This is a genomic window from Vibrio sp. 10N.286.55.E10 (genome assembly GCF_002872555.1).
In the GTDB taxonomy this organism is placed as follows: Bacteria; Pseudomonadota; Gammaproteobacteria; order Enterobacterales; family Vibrionaceae; genus Vibrio; species Vibrio crassostreae.
In genome coordinates this window covers 1-19,780 of record NZ_MCSD01000008.1, presented here as the reverse complement: position 1 = coordinate 19,780, position 19,780 = coordinate 1, and the positions used below count along the sequence as shown (strand labels likewise).

13 protein-coding genes are annotated in these 19,780 nt (G+C 44.4%); 5 read left to right on the top strand and 8 right to left on the bottom strand.

The window, feature by feature from the left end; translation table 11 throughout:
* Positions 1-41 precede the first annotated feature (41 nt).
* Positions 42-1,220, top strand: coding sequence for a chemotaxis protein (locus BCV39_RS06285; protein WP_102433624.1), 1,179 nt, complete (start codon positions 42-44; stop codon positions 1,218-1,220).
* Positions 1,221-1,332: 112 nt separating this feature from the next.
* Here the strand turns inward: BCV39_RS06285 and nhaC are convergent, their stop codons facing one another.
* On the bottom strand, positions 1,333-2,769 hold the full coding sequence (nhaC, locus tag BCV39_RS06280; RefSeq protein WP_017063453.1) for a Na+/H+ antiporter NhaC: 1,437 nt from the start codon (positions 2,767-2,769) through the stop codon (positions 1,333-1,335).
* A 500-nt stretch (positions 2,770-3,269) separates the two neighbouring features.
* Between nhaC and asd the strand changes: the two genes are divergently transcribed.
* Entirely contained in the window at positions 3,270-4,388 is a 1,119-nt protein-coding gene (gene asd / locus BCV39_RS06275) for an aspartate-semialdehyde dehydrogenase (protein WP_017629874.1), read from the top strand.
* A 410-nt stretch (positions 4,389-4,798) separates the two neighbouring features.
* Here the strand turns inward: asd and BCV39_RS06265 are convergent, their stop codons facing one another.
* Positions 4,799-5,641 carry an ion transporter gene (locus BCV39_RS06265; protein ID WP_102433627.1) on the bottom strand — a complete coding sequence of 281 codons (843 nt, stop codon included), beginning with the start codon at positions 5,639-5,641 and terminating at the stop codon, positions 4,799-4,801.
* A gap of 149 nt (positions 5,642-5,790) precedes the next feature.
* Positions 5,791-6,429: a YchE family NAAT transporter gene (locus tag BCV39_RS06260; protein ID WP_004734056.1), complete on the bottom strand. Its 639-nt coding sequence runs from the start codon at positions 6,427-6,429 to the stop codon at positions 5,791-5,793.
* Between the two features lie 639 nt (positions 6,430-7,068).
* Between BCV39_RS06260 and adhE the strand changes: the two genes are divergently transcribed.
* Positions 7,069-9,774 (top strand): bifunctional acetaldehyde-CoA/alcohol dehydrogenase, encoded by a 2,706-nt coding sequence (gene adhE, locus BCV39_RS06255; RefSeq protein ID WP_048659757.1) that lies wholly within the window; start codon positions 7,069-7,071, stop codon positions 9,772-9,774.
* A gap of 191 nt (positions 9,775-9,965) precedes the next feature.
* Here adhE and BCV39_RS06250 read toward each other — a convergent pair whose 3' ends face one another.
* The 3 genes from BCV39_RS06250 to sodB all read right to left on the bottom strand — a co-directional run bounded on the left by BCV39_RS06250 (position 9,966) and on the right by sodB (position 12,263).
* Positions 9,966-10,649 (bottom strand): SDR family oxidoreductase, encoded by a 684-nt coding sequence (locus BCV39_RS06250; RefSeq protein ID WP_048659756.1) that lies wholly within the window; start codon positions 10,647-10,649, stop codon positions 9,966-9,968.
* A 278-nt stretch (positions 10,650-10,927) separates the two neighbouring features.
* On the bottom strand, positions 10,928-11,431 hold the full coding sequence (locus BCV39_RS06245; RefSeq protein WP_261378607.1) for a VC2046/SO_2500 family protein: 504 nt from the start codon (positions 11,429-11,431) through the stop codon (positions 10,928-10,930).
* A 247-nt stretch (positions 11,432-11,678) separates the two neighbouring features.
* Positions 11,679-12,263 (bottom strand): superoxide dismutase [Fe], encoded by a 585-nt coding sequence (sodB, locus tag BCV39_RS06240; protein ID WP_004734050.1) that lies wholly within the window; start codon positions 12,261-12,263, stop codon positions 11,679-11,681.
* A gap of 269 nt (positions 12,264-12,532) precedes the next feature.
* On the opposite strand from sodB, the gene BCV39_RS06235 reads away from it, so the two are divergent.
* Positions 12,533-12,871: a Grx4 family monothiol glutaredoxin gene (locus tag BCV39_RS06235; RefSeq protein WP_004741702.1), complete on the top strand. Its 339-nt coding sequence runs from the start codon at positions 12,533-12,535 to the stop codon at positions 12,869-12,871.
* A 98-nt stretch (positions 12,872-12,969) separates the two neighbouring features.
* A complete protein-coding gene (locus BCV39_RS06230; protein ID WP_057622342.1) occupies positions 12,970-13,599 on the top strand; it encodes a DsbA family protein in 630 nt (209 codons plus the stop codon).
* 42 nt (positions 13,600-13,641) lie between these two features.
* Here BCV39_RS06230 and BCV39_RS06225 read toward each other — a convergent pair whose 3' ends face one another.
* Positions 13,642-17,991 (bottom strand): transporter substrate-binding domain-containing protein, encoded by a 4,350-nt coding sequence (locus tag BCV39_RS06225; RefSeq protein WP_102433625.1) that lies wholly within the window; start codon positions 17,989-17,991, stop codon positions 13,642-13,644.
* A 46-nt stretch (positions 17,992-18,037) separates the two neighbouring features.
* On the bottom strand, positions 18,038-19,381 hold the full coding sequence (locus BCV39_RS06220) for a response regulator (protein WP_240699570.1): 1,344 nt from the start codon (positions 19,379-19,381) through the stop codon (positions 18,038-18,040).
* Positions 19,382-19,780: the final 399 nt, after the last annotated feature.

The following is a 19,780-nucleotide window of genomic DNA, read 5'->3' as shown; positions in this document are numbered from 1 at the left end:
GCTCATACAATCCGCGCCCTTAGTCTTTGTCAGAGGTTTATATGTTACGAGTTTCGAGTCGAAGTTGGATGGTGTTGGTGCTTAGCATTGTGCTAAGTGGTTGTTCTCTCTTAGAAGTTAAGTTAGATAGTCAAACGACGCCTCTCACTCAACAAGAGTTAAATGCTCGGATCATGACGCGTGAATATGCCAAGATGTTTTTTACACGAGTAGAAGACTCGGCTGATTTAATCGCGCAATCTTATCCTGCCGATGACACTTTACATCAATCTTATGTGTTGCTTTGGAAGATCCATGCAGAGCAGGGATTACAACAAGCGGCTTACCAAACTTCCCCAATGTCTGCGTTAATTGACTCGTGGGTTTTCACTGCCCAAATGAATCAGTTTTATAGCCAAGGCGATGGCGCGGACCTGTTCGCGACGGATGATGCGATAGAGACTGCTCGTTTTCTTGACCAAGAAGCAGAGAAACTGGCAAAGGGTGTATTGAGCTCCAGTGATTTCAAAAAAAGCAAAGCGTTCGTTGCTCAGTTTGCCGCTAGCCACCCATTTAAAGACCTCACATTCAGAAGCACGCCTGCTTACCGTGAATGGCTAAGTTACCTTGGTAAAGACGAGTCGCAAATCGTCCAGAGCTTAGGCACCATGCCAGAAGCAATGAGCGATGCATCAGACCGCTTAAGCTTAATGGCTGACCAGACCCCGAAACTGATGACGTGGAAAGCCGAGTTGGTTGCATTGAATAGCTCGCTAACGGGTGAAGACCTATCGATGACGCTAGAGAGCCTTCGTCAAACATCAGCAAGCATGCAAGACTTTATTGAGAACAACCCAGAATACATGCAAACGCTAGCCTCTATTATGTCGACAGAAATGCAGCCATTGCTCAATGATCTTAGTGACAAAACAGACCAAAAACTGGCGATGTTGAGCGATGAACGTGTGGCACTGGAAAAGATGGTGACACGTGAGAGAGAAGCCCTGGTTGAGATGATAGCCAAAGAGCGCATCGAGATTGCGGGTATTGTGACTTCAGAGAGAGAACTGTTCACACAAGACCTTGATCGCGTCTCTCAAGAGGTGGTGGTACTTGCGATTGATAAACTGATGGAGTTAATAAAAGGTGTGATTATCTACTTCATCCTGTTTATCTTAGTGGTGTTCTTTGCTCCGTTAGGTATCGGTTACTGGTTGGGTAAACGAACCGCCAATAAATAGATAAATAGATAGATAAGTAAATCAGCAGATCAAAAAAGAGCGCTCTAGGGCGCTCTTTTTGCATTTAACCATTAACGTTTTGAGTTACGTTCGAAAGCGTTAGCTCCTGAACTTAAGCTTGTTGCTTGCTTAACTCTGTTGCTTCTTCAGCTTCAAACGCTGGTGCTGTTGGTTCACACTTATCAACGAACCAACCCATGTAAGATGTCACGATAGTCACGATGATACAGATGAAGCTTAACCACATGAACGGTGCGTAAGACAGCGTCGCAACACCAAGAATGCTCGCCATGTAGATACCGTTATCACTCCACGGAACCATACCCGACGTTAGCGTGCCACCAAACTCAGCATTACGAGATAGATTCTTACGCTTGTAGCCTAAACGGTCGTAGTTTTTCGCACAGATTTTTGGCGTAAGGATTAACGATACGTACATTGCAGAACCGAACACGTTACCCATGAAGGCCGTACCAATTGTGCTAGTCGCTAGTGAGCCTGCGCTGTTTACGCGGCGCTCAAACACCTTAGCGATTGTCTCTAGTACGCCCACTTTATCCAGTAAGCCACCGAAACCTAGACCAAATACGATAACCGCAACTGAACCCAGCATTGAAGACATGCCGCCACGGTTAAGAATCGAATCAATAAACTCTACGCCAGATGAGATTGAGAACGGTGCCCAAGCCGTATTGAATGCCGTTAGGAAGTCGATATCTTGGATCATGACCGCCCAGATAATACCCAGCAGAGAACCAAAGCTGATTACCGGGAATGAAGGCATACGGAAAGCCAACAGACCAAGCACGATCAGTACCGGAACGAATGAGTAAGGCGTGATGTAGAACTGAACTTCCATTGCTTTGATTACAGAGTCTACTTGGCTCATGTCCACGTTACCCGCATAGTGGAAACCAAACGCAGTAAACATGATGCCTGTAATCACGTAGCTGATTAATGCAACTGGAAGCATGCCCTTGATGTGTTCAACTACTTCAACACCAGACATTGAAGAAGCCAGAATCACTGAATCAGAAAGCGGAGACATCTTGTCACCGAAGTAACAACCTGACAGCACTGCACCTGCAGTAATCGGTGCTGGAACACCTAGGCCTTGGCCGATACCCATCATCGCGATACCTGCTGTACCCGCAGCTCCCCAAGAAGTACCGGTCGCCAATGCGGTTAGAGAACAGATAATCATGGTCGCTAAAAGGAAGATAGAAGGGTGGATAGCTTTCAGACCATAGTAAATGATAGTAGGTACGATTCCGCCTGAGATCCAAGTACCAACAAGAGCGCCAACGGCTAAAAGTATTAAAACCGCGCCTAAGCCATTGGATATTCCTTTGAGTGCTGCTTTTTCTAAGTCTTTGTATTGGTGTCCAAGACGAATACCAAGAACCATGATAATGAACCAGCCAATATACAAGGCAAGTTGAATTGGAAGGTCAAGCTTTGCAGTAAAGGAAAAAGCAAGGGATAGAAATAGTCCTAACGCGATGAATACCTGTAATAGGTTCGGTAGGCGAGTTTTACTCTGCTTCATAAAAGCCTCTTGTGATTTCGAGCATTTATAGTGCTTCGTTATAGTGTGTGGTGCAGAACGGACACTACAGTAATTAGTTTATTATATCGAAAAAATACGCCCAAGTTGTGATATTTGACTATTAAACCAATCAGTTGTGGTTTCATAATCTGAAATATTGTTAAATTCATGATTGTTACATGTTGAAATCTGTCGCACGTTGTTTTCGTTTTGTAAAATAAAACTCTGATTAACCTTGGTTTGAAAGAGGGATTTACTGTTTGTGATGGGCGTCGACTCAATCGGTTTTGGCGTTGTAAATGTTTGAATTTGTCGATAATGAGCGCTTAATCAATGAGGTGGAGATGGAATGCCGATACAGAGATAACTGCACGATTCATTACGTTCACTTAAAAGAAACGAAAAAGTTACACTTTTTGACAAAAAGCACTTGAGTTCTGTTTCTGAAAAACTTATAGATGGGGGAGAGCAATTTTTAATTTATACATGGAGAGTGAGCGATGAGAGTAGGTCTAGTTGGTTGGCGTGGTATGGTTGGTTCTGTACTGATGCAACGTATGGTTGAAGAGAAAGACTTCGACTTGATTGAGCCTGTTTATTACAGCACATCTCAGATTGGTATTCCTGCCCCTGTTCTAGGCGGCAAAGATGCGGGTCTACTTCAAGACGCTTTTGATATTGATAGCCTAAAACAGCTTGATGCTGTGATTACCTGTCAAGGTGGCGATTACACATCAAAAGTATACCCAGCGCTGCGTCAAGCTGGTTGGAAAGGTTACTGGATTGATGCGGCTTCTACCTTACGTATGGATGCTGATTCAATCATCACTCTTGATCCTGTTAACTTGGCTCAAATCCAGCAAGGCATTCACAGCGGCACCAACACTTTCGTTGGCGGTAACTGTACTGTGAGCTTGATGCTTATGGCACTAGGCGGCCTATATGAAAAAGGCATGGTCGAGTGGATGAGTGCGATGACTTACCAAGCGGCATCGGGTGCTGGCGCTAAGAATATGCGTGAGCTGATCTCACAAATGGGTGTGATCAACGACAGCGTAAGCTCTGAGTTAGCAAATCCTTCAAGCTCGATTCTTGATATTGATAAGAAGGTTGCGGATACGATTCGTTCATCTTCATTCCCAACAGACCAATTTGGTGCTCCTCTTGCTGGCTCATTGATTCCTTGGATCGATGTGAAGCGTGAAAACGGCCAAAGCAAAGAAGAATGGAAAGCGGGCGTTGAAGCGAACAAGATTCTTGGCCTAGATGGTCAGCCAATCCCTATCGATGGTACTTGTGTACGTATCGGTGCAATGCGTTGTCACGCTCAAGCGCTAACGATTAAGCTTAAGCAAGACGTTCCAATGGACGAAATCGAAGAGATCATCGCGACACACAATGATTGGGTTAAAGTGATTCCTAATGACCGCGACATCACAGCACAGGAGCTAACACCAGCGAAAGTAACAGGCACTATGTCTGTACCAGTCGGTCGTCTGCGTAAGATGTCGATGGGTAACGACTTCCTAAACGCATTCACTGTTGGTGACCAACTGCTTTGGGGTGCTGCAGAACCACTACGTCGTACTTTACGCATTATCTTAGCTGAGAAGGCGTAATCGAAAGCTCTTTCTATTCAGAAGTTAAAGCAGGCGCCACTCTTTGTGAATGCTTAGCTTCGTGAGATACAAAGGCCGGTGTTAATACATCGGCTTTTTTGTTCGCGGAAGGTTGATTAATTTCACTCGAGACTTCACTTAAATCTTCTCATTGGAATGGGACAAGGAAGAGATCCCCAACTCGTTCGTTCCTCACTCTTGAGGATGACGTTTTTCTCCTAACTTAAATTGCGTCATTCCCGATAGCGACGAAGGAGCGTAGTCGGGAATCTCGTTTTGGCTCAGTGAACCAACATCAAAAAAGGTGACGATAAACGCCACCCTTTTAGTATTTTTGTGTCACATACTCAAATCACGAAACTGCTATTAAATCTTTTTCGTATCTCGCTACCCGAATCTCGCATCTGCTTTTATTTCTCTTCAGTGACGACACGCTTGTCTGGATCTGCCAATTCGCTTGCACAGTGTTTGCAATATATGGCGTCAGAATCATGACCCGCTCGGTTGCAGTTAGGACACTTAACCAACTCTTTGTGTGAGTTCATTTCATTACTGAGTTCCGCAGTAATAATTCCTGTCGGCACCGCCAAAATTGAGTAACCCAATAGCATGGTCAGTGATGCTATGGCTTTGCCAAGCGCGGTCTGCGGCACCATGTCACCATACCCCACTGTCGTGATAGTTACGATTGCCCAATAGATGCTGTGAGGAATACTGGTGAAGCCATTTTCTGGGCCTTCAATAACAAAGATCAGAGCACCAAAGATAACGACTAAGATCCCAACTGTGCTGAAGAAGATAAGTATCTTTCGTCTTGCCATTAACAGTGAGCGCAACAGAATATTGGAATCTTGCAGGTAGCGAACCAGTTTTAGGATTCGGAAGATACGCATCACACGAAGCAGCCTCACCACACCCATAAACGAAGCACCAGGGAAGATGATCGCTAAGTAGGTTGGAAGAATCGCTAATAGGTCAACGACACCGTAAAAGCTGGTGGCATAAGATTTTGGTTTTGGAGAGCAATAGAGCCTCAACAGATACTCAAGCGTAAAGAGGGCAGTAAAGCTGTATTCAATGTAACGCAACTGCTGTGACCACTCGGTCATCACATTAGGGATCGACTCTAAGATAAGCACCAACAGCGAAGCCAAGATTGCAACGATCAGTGAAATATCAAATGCGCGTCCGGCTGGAGTGTGAGTGCCAAAGATAATGACGTACAAATGATGCTTAAGTGGCTTACGTGACATAAGGAGAGATTCATCTTCTGTTAAATGCATTAACAGTCATTATACTAGCTTCATAATAACGAGGCGAGTGAAAGCCCAATTGCTTTACTCGCCTCATCTATATTTCAATATTGCTGCCCTTTATAGAGCAACCGAAATGCCGTTAAACGTCATGCCAAACCTGGGAACAAATTACGTAAGCCATTGGCGATGAACTCGATGCCCAATGCGCCAAGAATCAAGCCCATGATACGTGTAATAACGTTGATACCGGTTTGACCAAGGAAACGAACGATAACTGGCGCTGAACGGAACAAAAGCCAAGAGCAAGTTGCGAAGGCAATAATGCTAATGCCGATGCCTACCGTATCAATAGCAGCAGGGTAGCGAGAACCGTAAACAATGGTCGAGCTGATTGCTCCCGGACCTGCCATTAGCGGCATAGCCAGCGGAACAACGCCGATCTGCTCTTTACTGATGTATTCCGATTTTTCTTGTTTGTTCTGCTTATCTTCACCGAGCTTACCGCTCATCATCGAAAATGCGATGCTTAATAACAGTAAGCCACCTGCAACGCGGAATGAATCTAACGAGATGCTAAACATATCAAGCAGCATTTGCCCCGCAACAAGCGACACAATCAAGATAACGGCAACAGCAATGTTGGCTTGTAAGGCTGTCCTGTTTCGCTCTTCTGGTGGCATATGAGCAGTTAGAGAAACAAAAACAGGCATGATGCCGATTGGGTTTACGGCTGCAACAAGCCCAAGGAAGAATTGCATAAAGATTGCGAGTTCTAAACCTTGCATGAGAGCGATCTCCAGTAACGTTAAGTAGGATAGTGGGTTTGATCTGACCTTTGTCAGAGTGCGTAATGTAAGGGACAAATTCAATGAGAGCGAATGAAAAAAACTAACTTGAAGAAGGGGCTATTTTTTAGAAAAACTAATTGAGTGTGAGATGTGTAATGTCAGTGTTACAAATTGTTTTCTCGTGTTTCGTGCTGTAACGCAATTTGAACTAAATGTTATCTCACGCACGCTTTTAATAAAAATTATGACAGTTTCTAGCTCGTTGCAACGGTATGGATATACTCTCAGTAGCACGAATATAGCTGTATACATGTAATTTAACGGACTAAAAATGAAACTTTTTTACAGTTTATGACGCAATGTAGAAAAAAGCCGTCTGTTTGCTTGTTTTTTGTTCTGATGGAAAATGTGATTTTAATCTATTTAAATCAGCATCTTAGGTTCATTTTTGCGATTGCCTTACTACTTTTTGGTTAATTCTTTTTGGGTAACTGATCTGGGTCAATTTTTTTCATACAGTGAAATAATATACTCAGTCCTGAAAGCAATTTACTAAGAACGTTGTTGTTTGAGGTTAAAAGCAAGCAGCGAAATTAATAAAAAGTTTTTAATATTTATTATTTTAGGAGATCCACCATGCCTGTAACTAACTTAGCGGAACTTGATGCTCTAGTAGCTCGCGTTAAAGCAGCACAAGAAGAGTTTGCAACATTCTCTCAAGAGAAAGTAGACGCAATCTTCCGTGCAGCTTCTCTTGCTGCTAACCACGCTCGTATTCCACTAGCACAACAAGCAGTTGCTGAATCTGGAATGGGTATTGTTGAAGATAAGGTTATCAAAAACCACTTTGCATCTGAATTTATCTACAACAAATACAAAGACGAAAAAACATGTGGCATCTTAGAAGAAGATGACAACCTAGGCACAATGACTATCGCCGAGCCTGTAGGTATCATCTGTGGTATCGTTCCAACAACGAACCCAACTTCTACAGCAATCTTCAAATCTCTAATCTCTCTTAAGACACGTAACGGCATCATCTTCTCGCCACACCCACGTGCAAAGAACTCAACTAACGACGCAGCGAAACTGGTTCTAGACGCAGCTGTTGCAGCTGGTGCTCCAAAAGACATCATCGGTTGGATCGACCAACCATCTGTAGAGCTTTCTAACGCGCTTATGAAGCACGACGGTATCGCACTTATCCTTGCTACTGGTGGTCCAGGCATGGTTAAAGCAGCATACTCTTCTGGTAAGCCTGCAATCGGTGTTGGTGCTGGTAACGTTCCTGTAGTTATCGATGAAACAGCTGACATCAAACGTGCTGTAGCATCTATCCTAATGTCTAAAACATTCGATAACGGCGTTGTATGTGCTTCTGAGCAAGCAGCAATCGTTGTTGGTGAAGTATATGACGAAGTTAAAGAGCGTTTCGCTTCTCACAAAGCTCACGTTCTATCTAAAGCTGACGCTGATAAAGTACGTAAAGTGCTTCTTATCGACGGCAACTTAAACGCTAAAATCGTAGGTCAACCTGCTCCAGCAATCGCTGAAATGGCTGGTGTTAAAGTTCCTGCTGATACAAAAGTACTTGTAGGTGAAGGTCTTGGTAAAGTTTCTTACGATGACGAATTCGCTCACGAGAAACTATCTCCAACTCTAGGTCTATTCCGCGCAGACGACTTCGAAGACGCTGTTGCTCAAGCGGTAACTATGGTTGAAATCGGTGGTATCGGTCACACATCTGGTCTTTACACTAACCAAGATACTAACGCAGACCGCATCCGTTACTTCGGTGACAAGATGAAGACTGCTCGTATCCTAATCAACATCCCTACTACTCACGGTGGTATCGGTGACCTGTACAACTTCAACGTTGCACCTTCTCTAACTCTAGGTTGTGGTTCATGGGGTGGTAACTCTATCTCTGAGAACGTAGGTCCTAAGCACCTTATCAACAAGAAAACTGTAGCGAAGCGAGCTGAAAACATGTTGTGGCACAAACTACCTAAGTCTATCTACTTCCGTCGTGGTAGCCTTCCAATCGCAATGAGCGACCTAGAAGGTAAGAAACGCGCATTCCTAGTAACTGACCGTTTCCTATTCAACAACGGTTACGCTGATGACGTAGTTAGCCTGCTTAAAGCACAAGGCATCGAAGTTCAAACTTTCTTCGACGTAGAAGCAGATCCAACGCTATCTGTTGTTGAGAAAGGTGCTGAAGCAATGAAGAGCTTCCAACCTGACGTAATCCTAGCTCTAGGTGGCGGTTCTCCAATGGATGCTGCTAAGATCATGTGGGTTATGTACGAGCACCCAGAAACTCACTTCGAAGAACTAGCAATGCGCTTTATGGATATCCGTAAACGTATCTACAAGTTCCCTAAAATGGGTCAAAAAGCTGAGCTAGTATGTATTACTACTACTTCAGGTACGGGTTCAGAGGTTACTCCATTCGCTGTTGTTACAGACGACAAGACTGGTGCTAAGTACCCACTAGCTGACTACGAAATCACGCCAAACATGGCTATCGTTGATGCGAACCTAGTAATGAACATGCCTAAGTCTCTAACAGCGTTCGGTGGTTACGATGCAGTAACTCACGCTCTTGAAGCTTACGTATCTGTTCTAGCGAACGAATACTCAGACGGTCAAGCTCTTCAAGCTCTTAAGATGCTTAAAGAATACCTACCATCAAGCTACAAAAATGGTGCGGCTGACCCAATCGCTCGTGAGAAAGTACACAACGCAGCAACTATCGCTGGTGTAGCATTTGCGAACGCATTCCTAGGTGTGTGTCACTCAATGGCTCACAAAATTGGTGCTGAGTTCCACCTACCACACGGTCTTGCTAACGCACTACTTATCTCAAACGTTGTACGTTACAACGCGAACGATAACCCAACTAAGCAGACTGCATTCTCTCAGTACGACCGTCCACAAGCACGTCGTCGTTACGCTGAAGTTGCTGACCACCTAGGCCTAAGCCAAGCTGGTGACCGTACTGCTCAGAAGATTGAACGTCTACTGACTTGGTTAGAAGAGCTTAAGAAAGACCTAGACATCCCACTATCTATCCAAGCTGCGGGTGTTAACGAGTCTGACTTCATCGCTAAACTAGACGAGCTAGCTGTTGAAGCGTTCGATGACCAGTGTACAGGTGCTAACCCACGTTACCCTCTAATCACTGAGCTAAAAGAAGTGCTAACAACTTCTTACTTCGGCCAACCATACGTTGAAGGCGAAACTTTCGAAGGTACTACAGTTATCCTTAAGAAAGCAGACCAAAAGCCAGCTGAAGCGAAAGCGCCAAAAGCTAAAAAAGAAAAAGCTAACGCATAATAAGTAAGCATTAGTTTTGAGATAAGTTTTCGCTAGCACGATACTTATCTATCGGGAAAAGATGAAAGCCCCAGTCGAGAGACTGGGGCTTTTTTTATGTTTGGTTCGTTTATAAACAGATTGAAAGGCGATAGCTCTTGTACTCAATATGAGCTGTGTTCGTCACTATATATTTTGGAGTCGGGAACGGGTTAAACCTCTGCCGCCACAACTCGCCCACTGAAGTAGTCGTTCGAGACAATGTATTCGGTTGTTCTAGTAAGTTCATCTTGCAGCTGCGCCCAATGGCATCGGTTGAGTTTGCCATCAGAGTTATGAACAGCGGGGACAACACCCCCGACTCGAATACCATATGGAGTCAGTTCTTTAGCCCAACTATGGGTAAAGCCAGTGATCATAGAGTTTGCGCTCTCTAAACCGGACATATCGTGAAAGTCATCATGAGATATCACATTCACAATCACGCCTTCCTTGTCTTCCTCTCGCAACCTCTCGGCACTAATTTGCCCAAATGCGAAAAGGGTCGATGCCATCGATGAGAGATCATTAATAAAGCTGCTGACAGGCTGATCACCAATTAGGCTTGGCATTGGGGAGCTTATCCAATTGTTGACCAGCACATCAGGTGTAGTGTTGAAGGTCGATTGAATAAAATCATATACGCTGATAATCGCTTGGTTGTCATTGCCTTTGAGCGGGTAATGGTAAACAGAGTCAGAAAATCGGGCACATTGTAAATAAGTTGCCTGAAGTGCTTCTGAGTCCTTATCACAAAGGATGACTGTGGCTCCAAGGTTAACAAAGTGGTTCGCAATCGTCCCTCCCAGCCGCGAGCCAGCAGATGTCACCAATATGATTGAGCTTTTTATTTTCATCCCAGTGCCTAAACAAATCGTCCATGTCGAACAAGGATGGGTTAAATTTCATACAATGGGTGTGAATTGGTTCAAACTAAGCTGTACCCATTAATAAGTTTTTATGAACTTAGTGGCACGTCACATTTTGTAGTAACTTCAAGCGGTAACCGACATCTAGTGTTTTTAGCTTGCCTAAGGCTAGTGGTTCATATCACTCGCATGAATGCTTTAATGTGCGCGAGTTAATTCAAGAAGAGCGGTGGATAGACAGCGAAAAAGGGAAAGCTAGGTGACCGCTATACTTGAGCTTGAATTTGATACTGACGTTGCGCGGTAGTTAGATCATTGTAGAGCGTGGCATGTGGCAAATCAGGTGAATCCTTGCTTGCTAGTTTGCGTCGGTCATGACCAGAAAGATTTTGATAAACCTCTTCGGGTAAGTCGCCCGTATCTTCAGGCATGAAGGCAAGCGCTTCAGGCTTTAAGTAATGGCTGAGCTTGGCGCTGGCAAGGCTGGCTTGATGAAAATGATTAGATTGTTGAGCTGAAATTTCATACGACGACTGGTTTGAACGCAGTTGTTGAGGTTCTGCTACGCCGAATTGTTTACGGAGGCGATCTTCATTGGTCTCTGTGATTTCAATGGTGTCAATCGGCGTGCAATCACGAACATCATTAGAAAACATAGATAACAGCAACGCGAAATCTGCACGGCGACCTTGCTCAACCGCTTGGCTGATCCCGATGCCGAACTTCAGTTCGTTGATGATTCCTGCTTTGTCTAAAGTATGTATTTGCATGTCGCCTCTCATTGGATACACCTTTAACGGCATGGAGTCGGCAAACTTTAGTGTTTAATGACAGGCAAATAGAGAATTTATACAGCGGGGGGAAGAACGCTATCAATAGGTCGAGAAGTAATCTCTATTGGCAAGTTGATTACGAAATGTCGAGATTTTGTGGAATACGACAGATACAAAAAAGCTCACGCCGAAGCATGAGCTTTCAATAGATAACTCGCTAAAAACAGCGCAGCGTAAGTAATAATTACTTAGCTAGGTTCTCTTCTACGAAAGACCAGTTTACTAGGTTCCAGAATGCAGCCATGTAGTCAGGGCGAACATTGCGGAAATCGATGTAGTAAGCGTGTTCCCATAGGTCAACAGTTAGAAGTGGAGTAACACCTTCTTCTGTTAGAGGAGTAGCAGCGTTAGAAGTGTTAACGATGTCTAGAGAACCGTCAGCTTTCTTAACTAACCAAGTCCAAGAAGAACCGAAGTTGTTGATTGCTGAATCAGTGAACTTCGCTTTGAATTCTTCGAAAGAACCGAATGCAGCGTTGATAGCTTCTGCAACAGCGCCAGTTGGTTCGCCGCCTGCTTTAGGAGCAAGACAGTGCCAGTAGAACGTGTGGTTCCAGATTTGAGCAGCGTTATTGAAAACACCACCAGTAGAAGTCTTAACGATCTCTTCTAGTGTTTTGCCTTCAAACTCAGTACCTGGGATAAGACCGTTTAGCTTAACAACGTAAGTGTTGTGGTGCTTACCGTGGTGGAAATCTAGCGTTTCTGCTGAGATGTGTGGTTCTAGCGCGTCTTTCGCGTAAGGAAGAGCCGGTAGTTCAAATGCCATTGCTCAATTCTCCATTGATATGAAAGAGTTAACTCTTTCGATTGCTTCCAGTGATATTATTATTCATGGCTCGTTATACTGCCAACCATGGTCAATTTGCTGACTTGCGATATAGTTTAGCAAGTTTTTACTTTATTAAAAGCTTATTTCATCACTTTTGTGTGAATTGTTAGCTTAGCTTGTTAACCGCTTTTTTTATATGGTTTTTATTCTTTTGGTTTGGGGTAGAATAAAGGCAATAAAAGCCGTAATCCATTAACGAGGAAGCAATGGAAACTATCGATAAAATCAAACAGCAAATTGAAGAAAACACTATTCTACTGTACATGAAAGGTTCTCCTAAGCTACCTAGCTGTGGTTTCTCTTCTCAAGCCTCTCAAGCTCTAATGGCATGTGGCGAGAAATTTGCTTACGTAGATATTCTACAAAACCCTGATATCCGTGCAGAGCTTCCAGCTTACGCACAATGGCCAACTTTCCCACAACTTTGGGTTGAAGGTGAGCTAATCGGTGGTTGTGACATCATTCTTGAGATGTTCCAAAAAGGCGAACTTCAGCCAATCATCAAAGAAGCAGCGGCTAAAGTTGCTGGCGATGACGCTGAATAAGTTCTAGCCTTTGCGCTGAATAGTTAAAATGAGGGGCCTTAATTAGGCTCCTTTTTTGTTTGAATTGATCGAATCATTGACTCGATAAGGAATGAACAATGAACGTAAAACTTCATTATGTGCATGATCCAATGTGCAGCTGGTGTTGGGGTTACAAGCCAACACTTGAGTTATTGAAACAACAATTGCCTGCGAGCATTGAGTTTAACTATGTAGTGGGTGGTTTGGCCCCGGATTCTGATGAGCCAATGTCAGAAGAGATGAAAGGCAAGCTGCAAGCGATTTGGAAGCAAATCGAAGCTAAACTAGGGACTGAGTTTAACCATGAATTTTGGACTGAGTGCCAACCTGTTCGTAGTACTTACCCTGCATGCCGTGCTGTGATTGCCGCTGGTTTTCAAGACCACTACGAAGCGATGCTTGAAGCGATTCAACATGCTTATTATCTTCGTGCGATGTTGCCACATAGCCAAGAAACGCATCTGCAGTTGGCTGAAGAGCTAGGTATGAATGTTCAACAGTTTGAAAATGACCTTTCTAGCAAGTTATTGGAAAGTGAGTTAGATGACCAGTTAGGCTTTAAAGAAGCGATGGGAGTATTCTCTTATCCGACTTTAATGCTTGAAGTGAACGGCATCTTTAGTGAAGTTGAATTGGATTACCATTCAACGGAAGCAACGCTTAAGTCTATTCGCGAAATTCTAGTGAGTAATGCTCCCGCTGCGTAATTCAGCGAGAGTTGTCTGTATTGGCGCAATGACTTCTAAGGCTTACTCATAAGAGTAAGCCTTTTCTTTTGTCTGACGTAGTTGGTTTATTTCCTCAGTAAATCGTTCAAATGTGGAATTCACTTCCTCGATTGACGCTTCAATTTTTGATTCGACTTGCTCTAAGTCCGTGTCTTCGGTTACCAGGTCGTTTGCTCGTGCCTCAATGATTGCGAGCGGAGAAGCAATCCTGTCACATGCGACCATTTTCGCTGCGCCTTTAAGTCGGTGCGCTGTGGTTTTTAGTTCCTTGTATTCCTTGCTCGCCCAATATGTTTTTATCCGTTCATTATCTTCAATAAAGCTTGCGGCAAACTCATCGAGTAAGGTCATTACGACATCGTGATCTTCAAATAGGTCGTAGAGCGCGGCGTAGTCGATAACTTGATTGTTAGTAAGATTGAATGAGTCTTGAGGGCTAGCAGGAGTAACCTCTTGGCTAGGCTCTGATGGGTTACTGATCTCCACTTCCGCAAAGCTCTGTTCAATATCTTGGAACAGCATCGAAAATTCATTGGCTTCTTCGTCTTTAGGTGAGGAGTTTGATGAAGCACTGACTTCCTGATTCTGTGCCTTTAATTCCTTTGCATCGTAAACATCAGTTTCACGAACCGGGTTGGAATCGTCGATTGCGGGCAGCCACTTCTCAATGGTTAATCTCATCTGTTTAATAGAAACGGGTTTGACCAAGAAGTCATCCATGCCGTGAGCATAACAGTTAGCATCCTCACCTTGTACGGCATTTGCTGTTAATGCGACGATAGGCAACCTTCGAGTTTCTTGAGCAAGTTCTTCGCTGCGTTGTTCTACCTGACGAATGCTTGAAGCAAGCGTGTATCCATCCATTTCCGGCATGTGGCAATCGGTGAGAAGCAACCCATAGCGTTTATCTTTCAAGGCGTTCAGAGCCAGAACTCCGTTATCAACTATGTCGGCATGGACACCAATATTTTCAAGTTGCTTAGCGATGACTTGCTGGTTGATAGGGTGATCTTCCGCGACCAGAATCAGCCTACCATTGTTCTCAGCTTGTTCGCGAGTCTCTTCAGCGATAGGCGCTTTAGCTTCGCTATCCACTGGTGAGATTAGATTGTCGTGACTGACGGGTTTCGTTAGAACATGCACAAGGTTATCGGGTAGCAGCGGATTGACCGACAAGCACCAAGAGTTGCCTAAAGGCTCAGGCGAGAGCATTGGATTTTGGTTGATCACCGTGAAGCGTGTTGAGCTTGTATGTTGTTGAATCCATGCATCGGTAATCGCCAGTTGCTGCCATACAGACATCGTAACAAAGATGTGTTTTGGCTGATGTTTGACGACCATCTCTTTGAGCAGGTGCTTTTGATTAATATGCAGAACCTTTGGTTCAAGGCCGAAGTGTTTCAGATATCGGCACAGCTCTTCTTGTTGCAGAACGTAACCAACCACATACACCTCGTGAGAGTGATTGCCCACACCTAGTTCAATAGTATTTTCAACATCCGAAGTGCAGAGTAAAGTTTGTGGCAGAGCCAAAGCGTTGTTGACTGCCTGTTCAGGAGTACAAGTTGGGAGGGTAACGGTAACCGTAAAGTGGCTGCCTTTTCCTTCTTCACTCGACAACTCTATGGTGCCATTCATCTGTTCAATCAACTTCAAAGCGATAGACAGCCCAAGCCCTGTGCCCCCAAAACGGCGGCTGGTGGTTTTGTCGGCTTGTTCAAAAGGCTGGAATAAACTTTGTTGTCTGTCTTTCGGGATACCAATACCTGTATCTGAGACAGTGAGGCTAATTTTCTGCTGATGTTCGTTCTGTCCAATCACATCAACATGTAACGATATTGTCCCATGCTCGGTGAACTTAATCGCATTATTGAGGAAGTTATTCAGAATCTGGTGGAGTCGTATGTCGTCTGCAAACAACCACTGAGCGAGGTTTGGGTCTTGCCAATAGTGGAAGGCCAAGCCTTTTTGTTGTGCATGAATGGATTGCGGTTGTACGATGCGCGCTAATACTTTGCCTAATTCAATCTCGGTAGGGTTAAGTTCTAGTTTTCCCGCTTCAATCTTGGAGTAATCGAGTACGTCATTAACGATGTGCAGTAAGTTACGAGCAGACTGATTCAATCCACCGTGTAAGTTCAGCAACTCTTCACTCAGCTGATGTTCCTGCATTAACTCTAATAGCCCTAAGATCCCACTGATTGGGGTGCGAACCTCATGACTGATAGTTGCTAGGAACTGAGACTTAGCGGCGGTGGCACTTTCTGCTTTCTGGCGAGCATTGTCTAAAGCCTGTTGCTGTTTTTTCAGCAGGGTGATATCTGTTATCACCGTGTTCCACTCAATGGCTTGGCCGCTCGATACTTGGCTATTAAATTTCACCCATTTCGCTTCACCTGATTCTAACTGCACTTGCTGTTCATTTTCCCAATGCCCGGATTCAATGGCATCGAGCATGCTGGTTTTAAACTGTGGCAAGCCATCTTTCGAGATAAGCTCAAAAAGACGTTGAGGATGCTCTTTTACGCTATCAACAGATAAGCCGAACATATCGGTTACACCGGCACTGACGAAGCTAAACTGGATATTCAAAGGCTGCCCGAGGTTTGTTTGAATATGTTTAAGCACAACCCCATCAATGTTGTCGGCCAGGGTTTGTAAATGGGCTTCCGCTGCTTTGGCCCGTTGTTCTGCGACTTTTCGCTGCTCGATTTCCGCTGCCATCTTGCGATTCCAGAATACGATCACGAAGATGACTATAAAGATCCCAAGCCCGATGATCACCGACCATTTAGCCACTTCACGTGGCGACAAGCCTTCTTGGTATTCATAGGTCAGCCATTTATTTTCCAAGCGCTCAAGTTCATTGGCAGGCAATGCGCTAATGGCTTTGTTGATAATACTCAGTAGCATGGGATGGCGGAAGTTGACCGCGAGAGCTAAAGGAGCGCTGTTTTGCTCATTAATGGTGCCAGTGATTTTAAATTGCCCAACATAGTCTTGATGCAATAAAGGTGCAGCATGATGAAGTGAAGCGAGCGCGAAACTGATCTCGTCTTTCTGTAATGCTTGGAAAGTGCTCACGTGATTGATGTAAGGGACGGCTTGGCAAGTCAGGCAGAGAGAAGGTAGAACTGTTGTGCCTCCAGAATCTTCAATCACACCAATCGCTTCGTTGCCACTTGGCGCAAAGTTGCCTAAGCGATCAGAGCGACTCAATAACACCCATGGTTCAAAACTGTAGGCTTGAGTGAAGTCCATGTATCGCGCTTTATCTGTGGTTGGCGTGATGTTGGTTAGCACCATTGTCTCACCATTATTGAACGCGACCTCGGCTGCTTCTGGAGTTAGGTAAGTGGTACTTTCAAATGACACGCCGAGCACATTACTTATTAGATTTAAGACGTCAGCAGATAAGCCTGAGTGTTGCTGTTGCTCGTTAGTAAAATCGTAAGGGTACCAATTGGCGTGTGTTCCTACTGGGATGCTAGGATTTCTATCGAGCCAGTTCTTTTCGTCTTGGGTTAAGTTCAGTGCTCCGTAGTCCAGCAACATCGAGTGTTGAGATGGGGCAAGCCATTGATTGTAAATCGATTGCAGCGAACCTTGCTTGATGTCCTCTAAAGCAAAGTTGATTCGGCTGAGTAGTTTATGTTTTCCTTTTTTGACGGCGAAGTGCAAGTGGTCAGCTGGCAGATCAGGAAGGACGGATAGTGTGAGTGAGTCTTTAGGCTGTTCACGTAGCAGCGCAGAAAGGGCAAGCGCATCCCCAATGTAAGCGTCGACACGATTATCTTCAATCGCAGTGAAGGCCGCTTGTGTGCTGTCCAAGGTGGTAATTCGACTCTCTGGAAGCAAGCTCGGAAGAAGGTCATTGAGCGCAAACCCTTTCTCTAGCGCTAAGTTTGCGGTTGCCAGTTCACTCAAGTCGTTTATTTTCAGATTTTGAGTAATGACCGCTCGTCGAATCGAGAACATGGGTTCACTAAAGGTCATGTATTCTTGGCGCTCTTTGGTCGAAGAGACGCCGACCAACAAATCTAATTCACCCTTTTCAAATGCACTGAGTACGCCGCTAAATGTTGGGTACAGCTCAATCTGATATTTGAAGCCTGCGTTTGCCGATACCTCATCCAACATGCTGATAAGTAGCCCTTCTGAAACTCTGTTCCCAGAGGGAGTTTGATGTTGATAGCTATAAGGAACCATGTTGTAAGAAGGCAGGCCGACACGTAATACAACTTGGTTATTCGACGAGTTTTCTAAAGGTGTGCTTTCAGCAAGGCTCTGCAGTGGCCACATGAATACCGTAAGGCAACTCAATAGAAAGGCGACACACCCCGTTTTCGTTTTTGTAGCATTGTTCTGCATAAAGACATCCTGTCGTTTACGTATTCATTTGGGTTTGACGGTGTGCTCAACTAACGGCGGCCAAAGGCTTTTTGGTTAGTGTGGGTAATGCAAAATTGTCTGCTCGCTGTAATGCCATACGCTGCAAAAGGGCGAGGCTGGTGTGGTCTGCTTTTAGGTGGATCTCAATTTGGCGCTTTACTTGATCGATCTTGTCTTGTCGACCCAAGGCTTGATAACACAATGCCAACAAGAAGAAGGCTTCGACATCATTGTCTGAGAACTCATTCATTGAAATGCTCTCAATACGCTCTTTCGCAACCTCTTGCTGATCAAGTTGAATGAGCTGCAAGGTACGGCAAAGCTTCAATAGTGGTTTACTAAGCGCATTCGATTTTTCGGAGTGAGAGAGCCTTTGCCAAGCGGCTTCTGGCTTCCAGTTTACTAACTCTTTTTGAGAGAGGGTTAAACTGTCTACCCACAAGATAAGTGCTCGCTTACCTGCTGAGTCCCAAATCGAATGCGGGACTAGTTGGGCTAGCGATTTGAGGTACAGAGTCGCTTGTTCGACATTGTTATCGAGCAATTGAAGCCAAACCATGGTGTTGGTCAGTTCGATGTTGCTGCCATTGACGGTGAGCACTTGCTCAATGAGAGTGTTAGCTGACTCGAAGTCACTGGTATTTAAGCAGATCTTAACCTTAAGCTGTTGTAGCTTGATATTGCGAGGGTTGTCTTCAATCAAGCCATCTATTTGACTGAGGGCGTCGTGATAATGCTGTTTGGCGATATGGATTTCAACGAGCTTGATCTTTGCAGGCTGGTAATCATGAAGCTGCAGCAGTCCATTCAACATGGCTTGTGCTTCATCGAGGTGTTGGTTTTTTATCAGAATGTTCGCCATATAGATGATGGCATCTTTCAATGTCGACGAGTCAGGGGCTTGTCCAAAGAGTGGCTTTACCGCGTTGAGTCCGTTCTTGAGATAGGCCTGCTCTAATGTTGAAAAGTATTGTTGTCGAGAGAGTGCCGACGTAACTCTTTTTATTATGTCATCGGCACGTATTGGTTTAATCAAGTAACCATCAGGCTCGAAGTTAGCATAACCAAAGAAGGTATCTTGGCTGTCATTACCAGTGACGATAAAGACAATCGTTTGTGGCTTGATCAATTCTTTTTGCTGCAAAAACTCAAGCAGTTGTAAGCCATTACTTCCTGAGCCTAAATCGTGGTCAATCAATAAGATATCGAACCGATGTGTGCGGCAAGCCCCAATCGCATTTTGTGCATTGGAAGCACTAATTACATTGTTATTTGGTACGCCTAACTTGATAAGCAGTGCGCGTGTTGCACTTTGAATCACACTGCTGTCATCAATGATGAGATAGCGCGAACGGGCGAGTATATCCATATAGTAGCCTTCTGACGTATTGAGTCTTGCCACTTTATTACCCCAATCGTAGTAAACAACTAATCATCCTAGCTGGTTAAAACGCTCGATAACTGCGTTAGAATTTTTGATTGTAGAATAACTACTTACCAAAAAATCTGCCTTGTTCTCGAACCTTTTTCCTGCGCTATTTCTGATCATTTACTTACTGTGATTGGTATTCTCTATGAATTAGCGGCTTATTTATTAACCACTTAAGTGTAGAAGTGATTTCAATGAATAGCCATAAGTTGCATATGAATGCGCACGGGGTAATGTATAGAAAGTGACGTTGGTTCAGAAGGTTAGCGTGTTTGAAAATATAGGTAAGAATCCAGATACAAAAAAGACCGCACGAGGCGTAATGCCGATCAGTTAAGA

Bases quoted from the DNA above. Each gene is read 5' to 3' on its own strand.
- adhE (WP_048659757.1), top strand. From the start codon at position 7,069: ATGCCTGTAACTAACTTAGCGGAACTTGATGCTCTAGTAGCTCGCGTT.
- BCV39_RS06265 (WP_102433627.1), bottom strand. From the start codon at position 5,641: ATGTCACGTAAGCCACTTAAGCATCATTTGTACGTCATTATCTTTGGC.
- BCV39_RS06220 (WP_240699570.1), bottom strand. From the start codon at position 19,381: ATGGATATACTCGCCCGTTCGCGCTATCTCATCATTGATGACAGCAGT.
- asd (WP_017629874.1), top strand. From the start codon at position 3,270: ATGAGAGTAGGTCTAGTTGGTTGGCGTGGTATGGTTGGTTCTGTACTG.
- nhaC (WP_017063453.1), bottom strand. From the start codon at position 2,769: ATGAAGCAGAGTAAAACTCGCCTACCGAACCTATTACAGGTATTCATC.
- BCV39_RS06225 (WP_102433625.1), bottom strand. From the start codon at position 17,991: ATGCAGAACAATGCTACAAAAACGAAAACGGGGTGTGTCGCCTTTCTA.
- BCV39_RS06245 (WP_261378607.1), bottom strand. From the start codon at position 11,431: ATGCAAATACATACTTTAGACAAAGCAGGAATCATCAACGAACTGAAG.
- BCV39_RS06230 (WP_057622342.1), top strand. From the start codon at position 12,970: ATGAACGTAAAACTTCATTATGTGCATGATCCAATGTGCAGCTGGTGT.
- BCV39_RS06285 (WP_102433624.1), top strand. From the start codon at position 42: ATGTTACGAGTTTCGAGTCGAAGTTGGATGGTGTTGGTGCTTAGCATT.
- BCV39_RS06235 (WP_004741702.1), top strand. From the start codon at position 12,533: ATGGAAACTATCGATAAAATCAAACAGCAAATTGAAGAAAACACTATT.
- BCV39_RS06260 (WP_004734056.1), bottom strand. From the start codon at position 6,429: ATGCAAGGTTTAGAACTCGCAATCTTTATGCAATTCTTCCTTGGGCTT.
- BCV39_RS06250 (WP_048659756.1), bottom strand. From the start codon at position 10,649: ATGAAAATAAAAAGCTCAATCATATTGGTGACATCTGCTGGCTCGCGG.
- sodB (WP_004734050.1), bottom strand. From the start codon at position 12,263: ATGGCATTTGAACTACCGGCTCTTCCTTACGCGAAAGACGCGCTAGAA.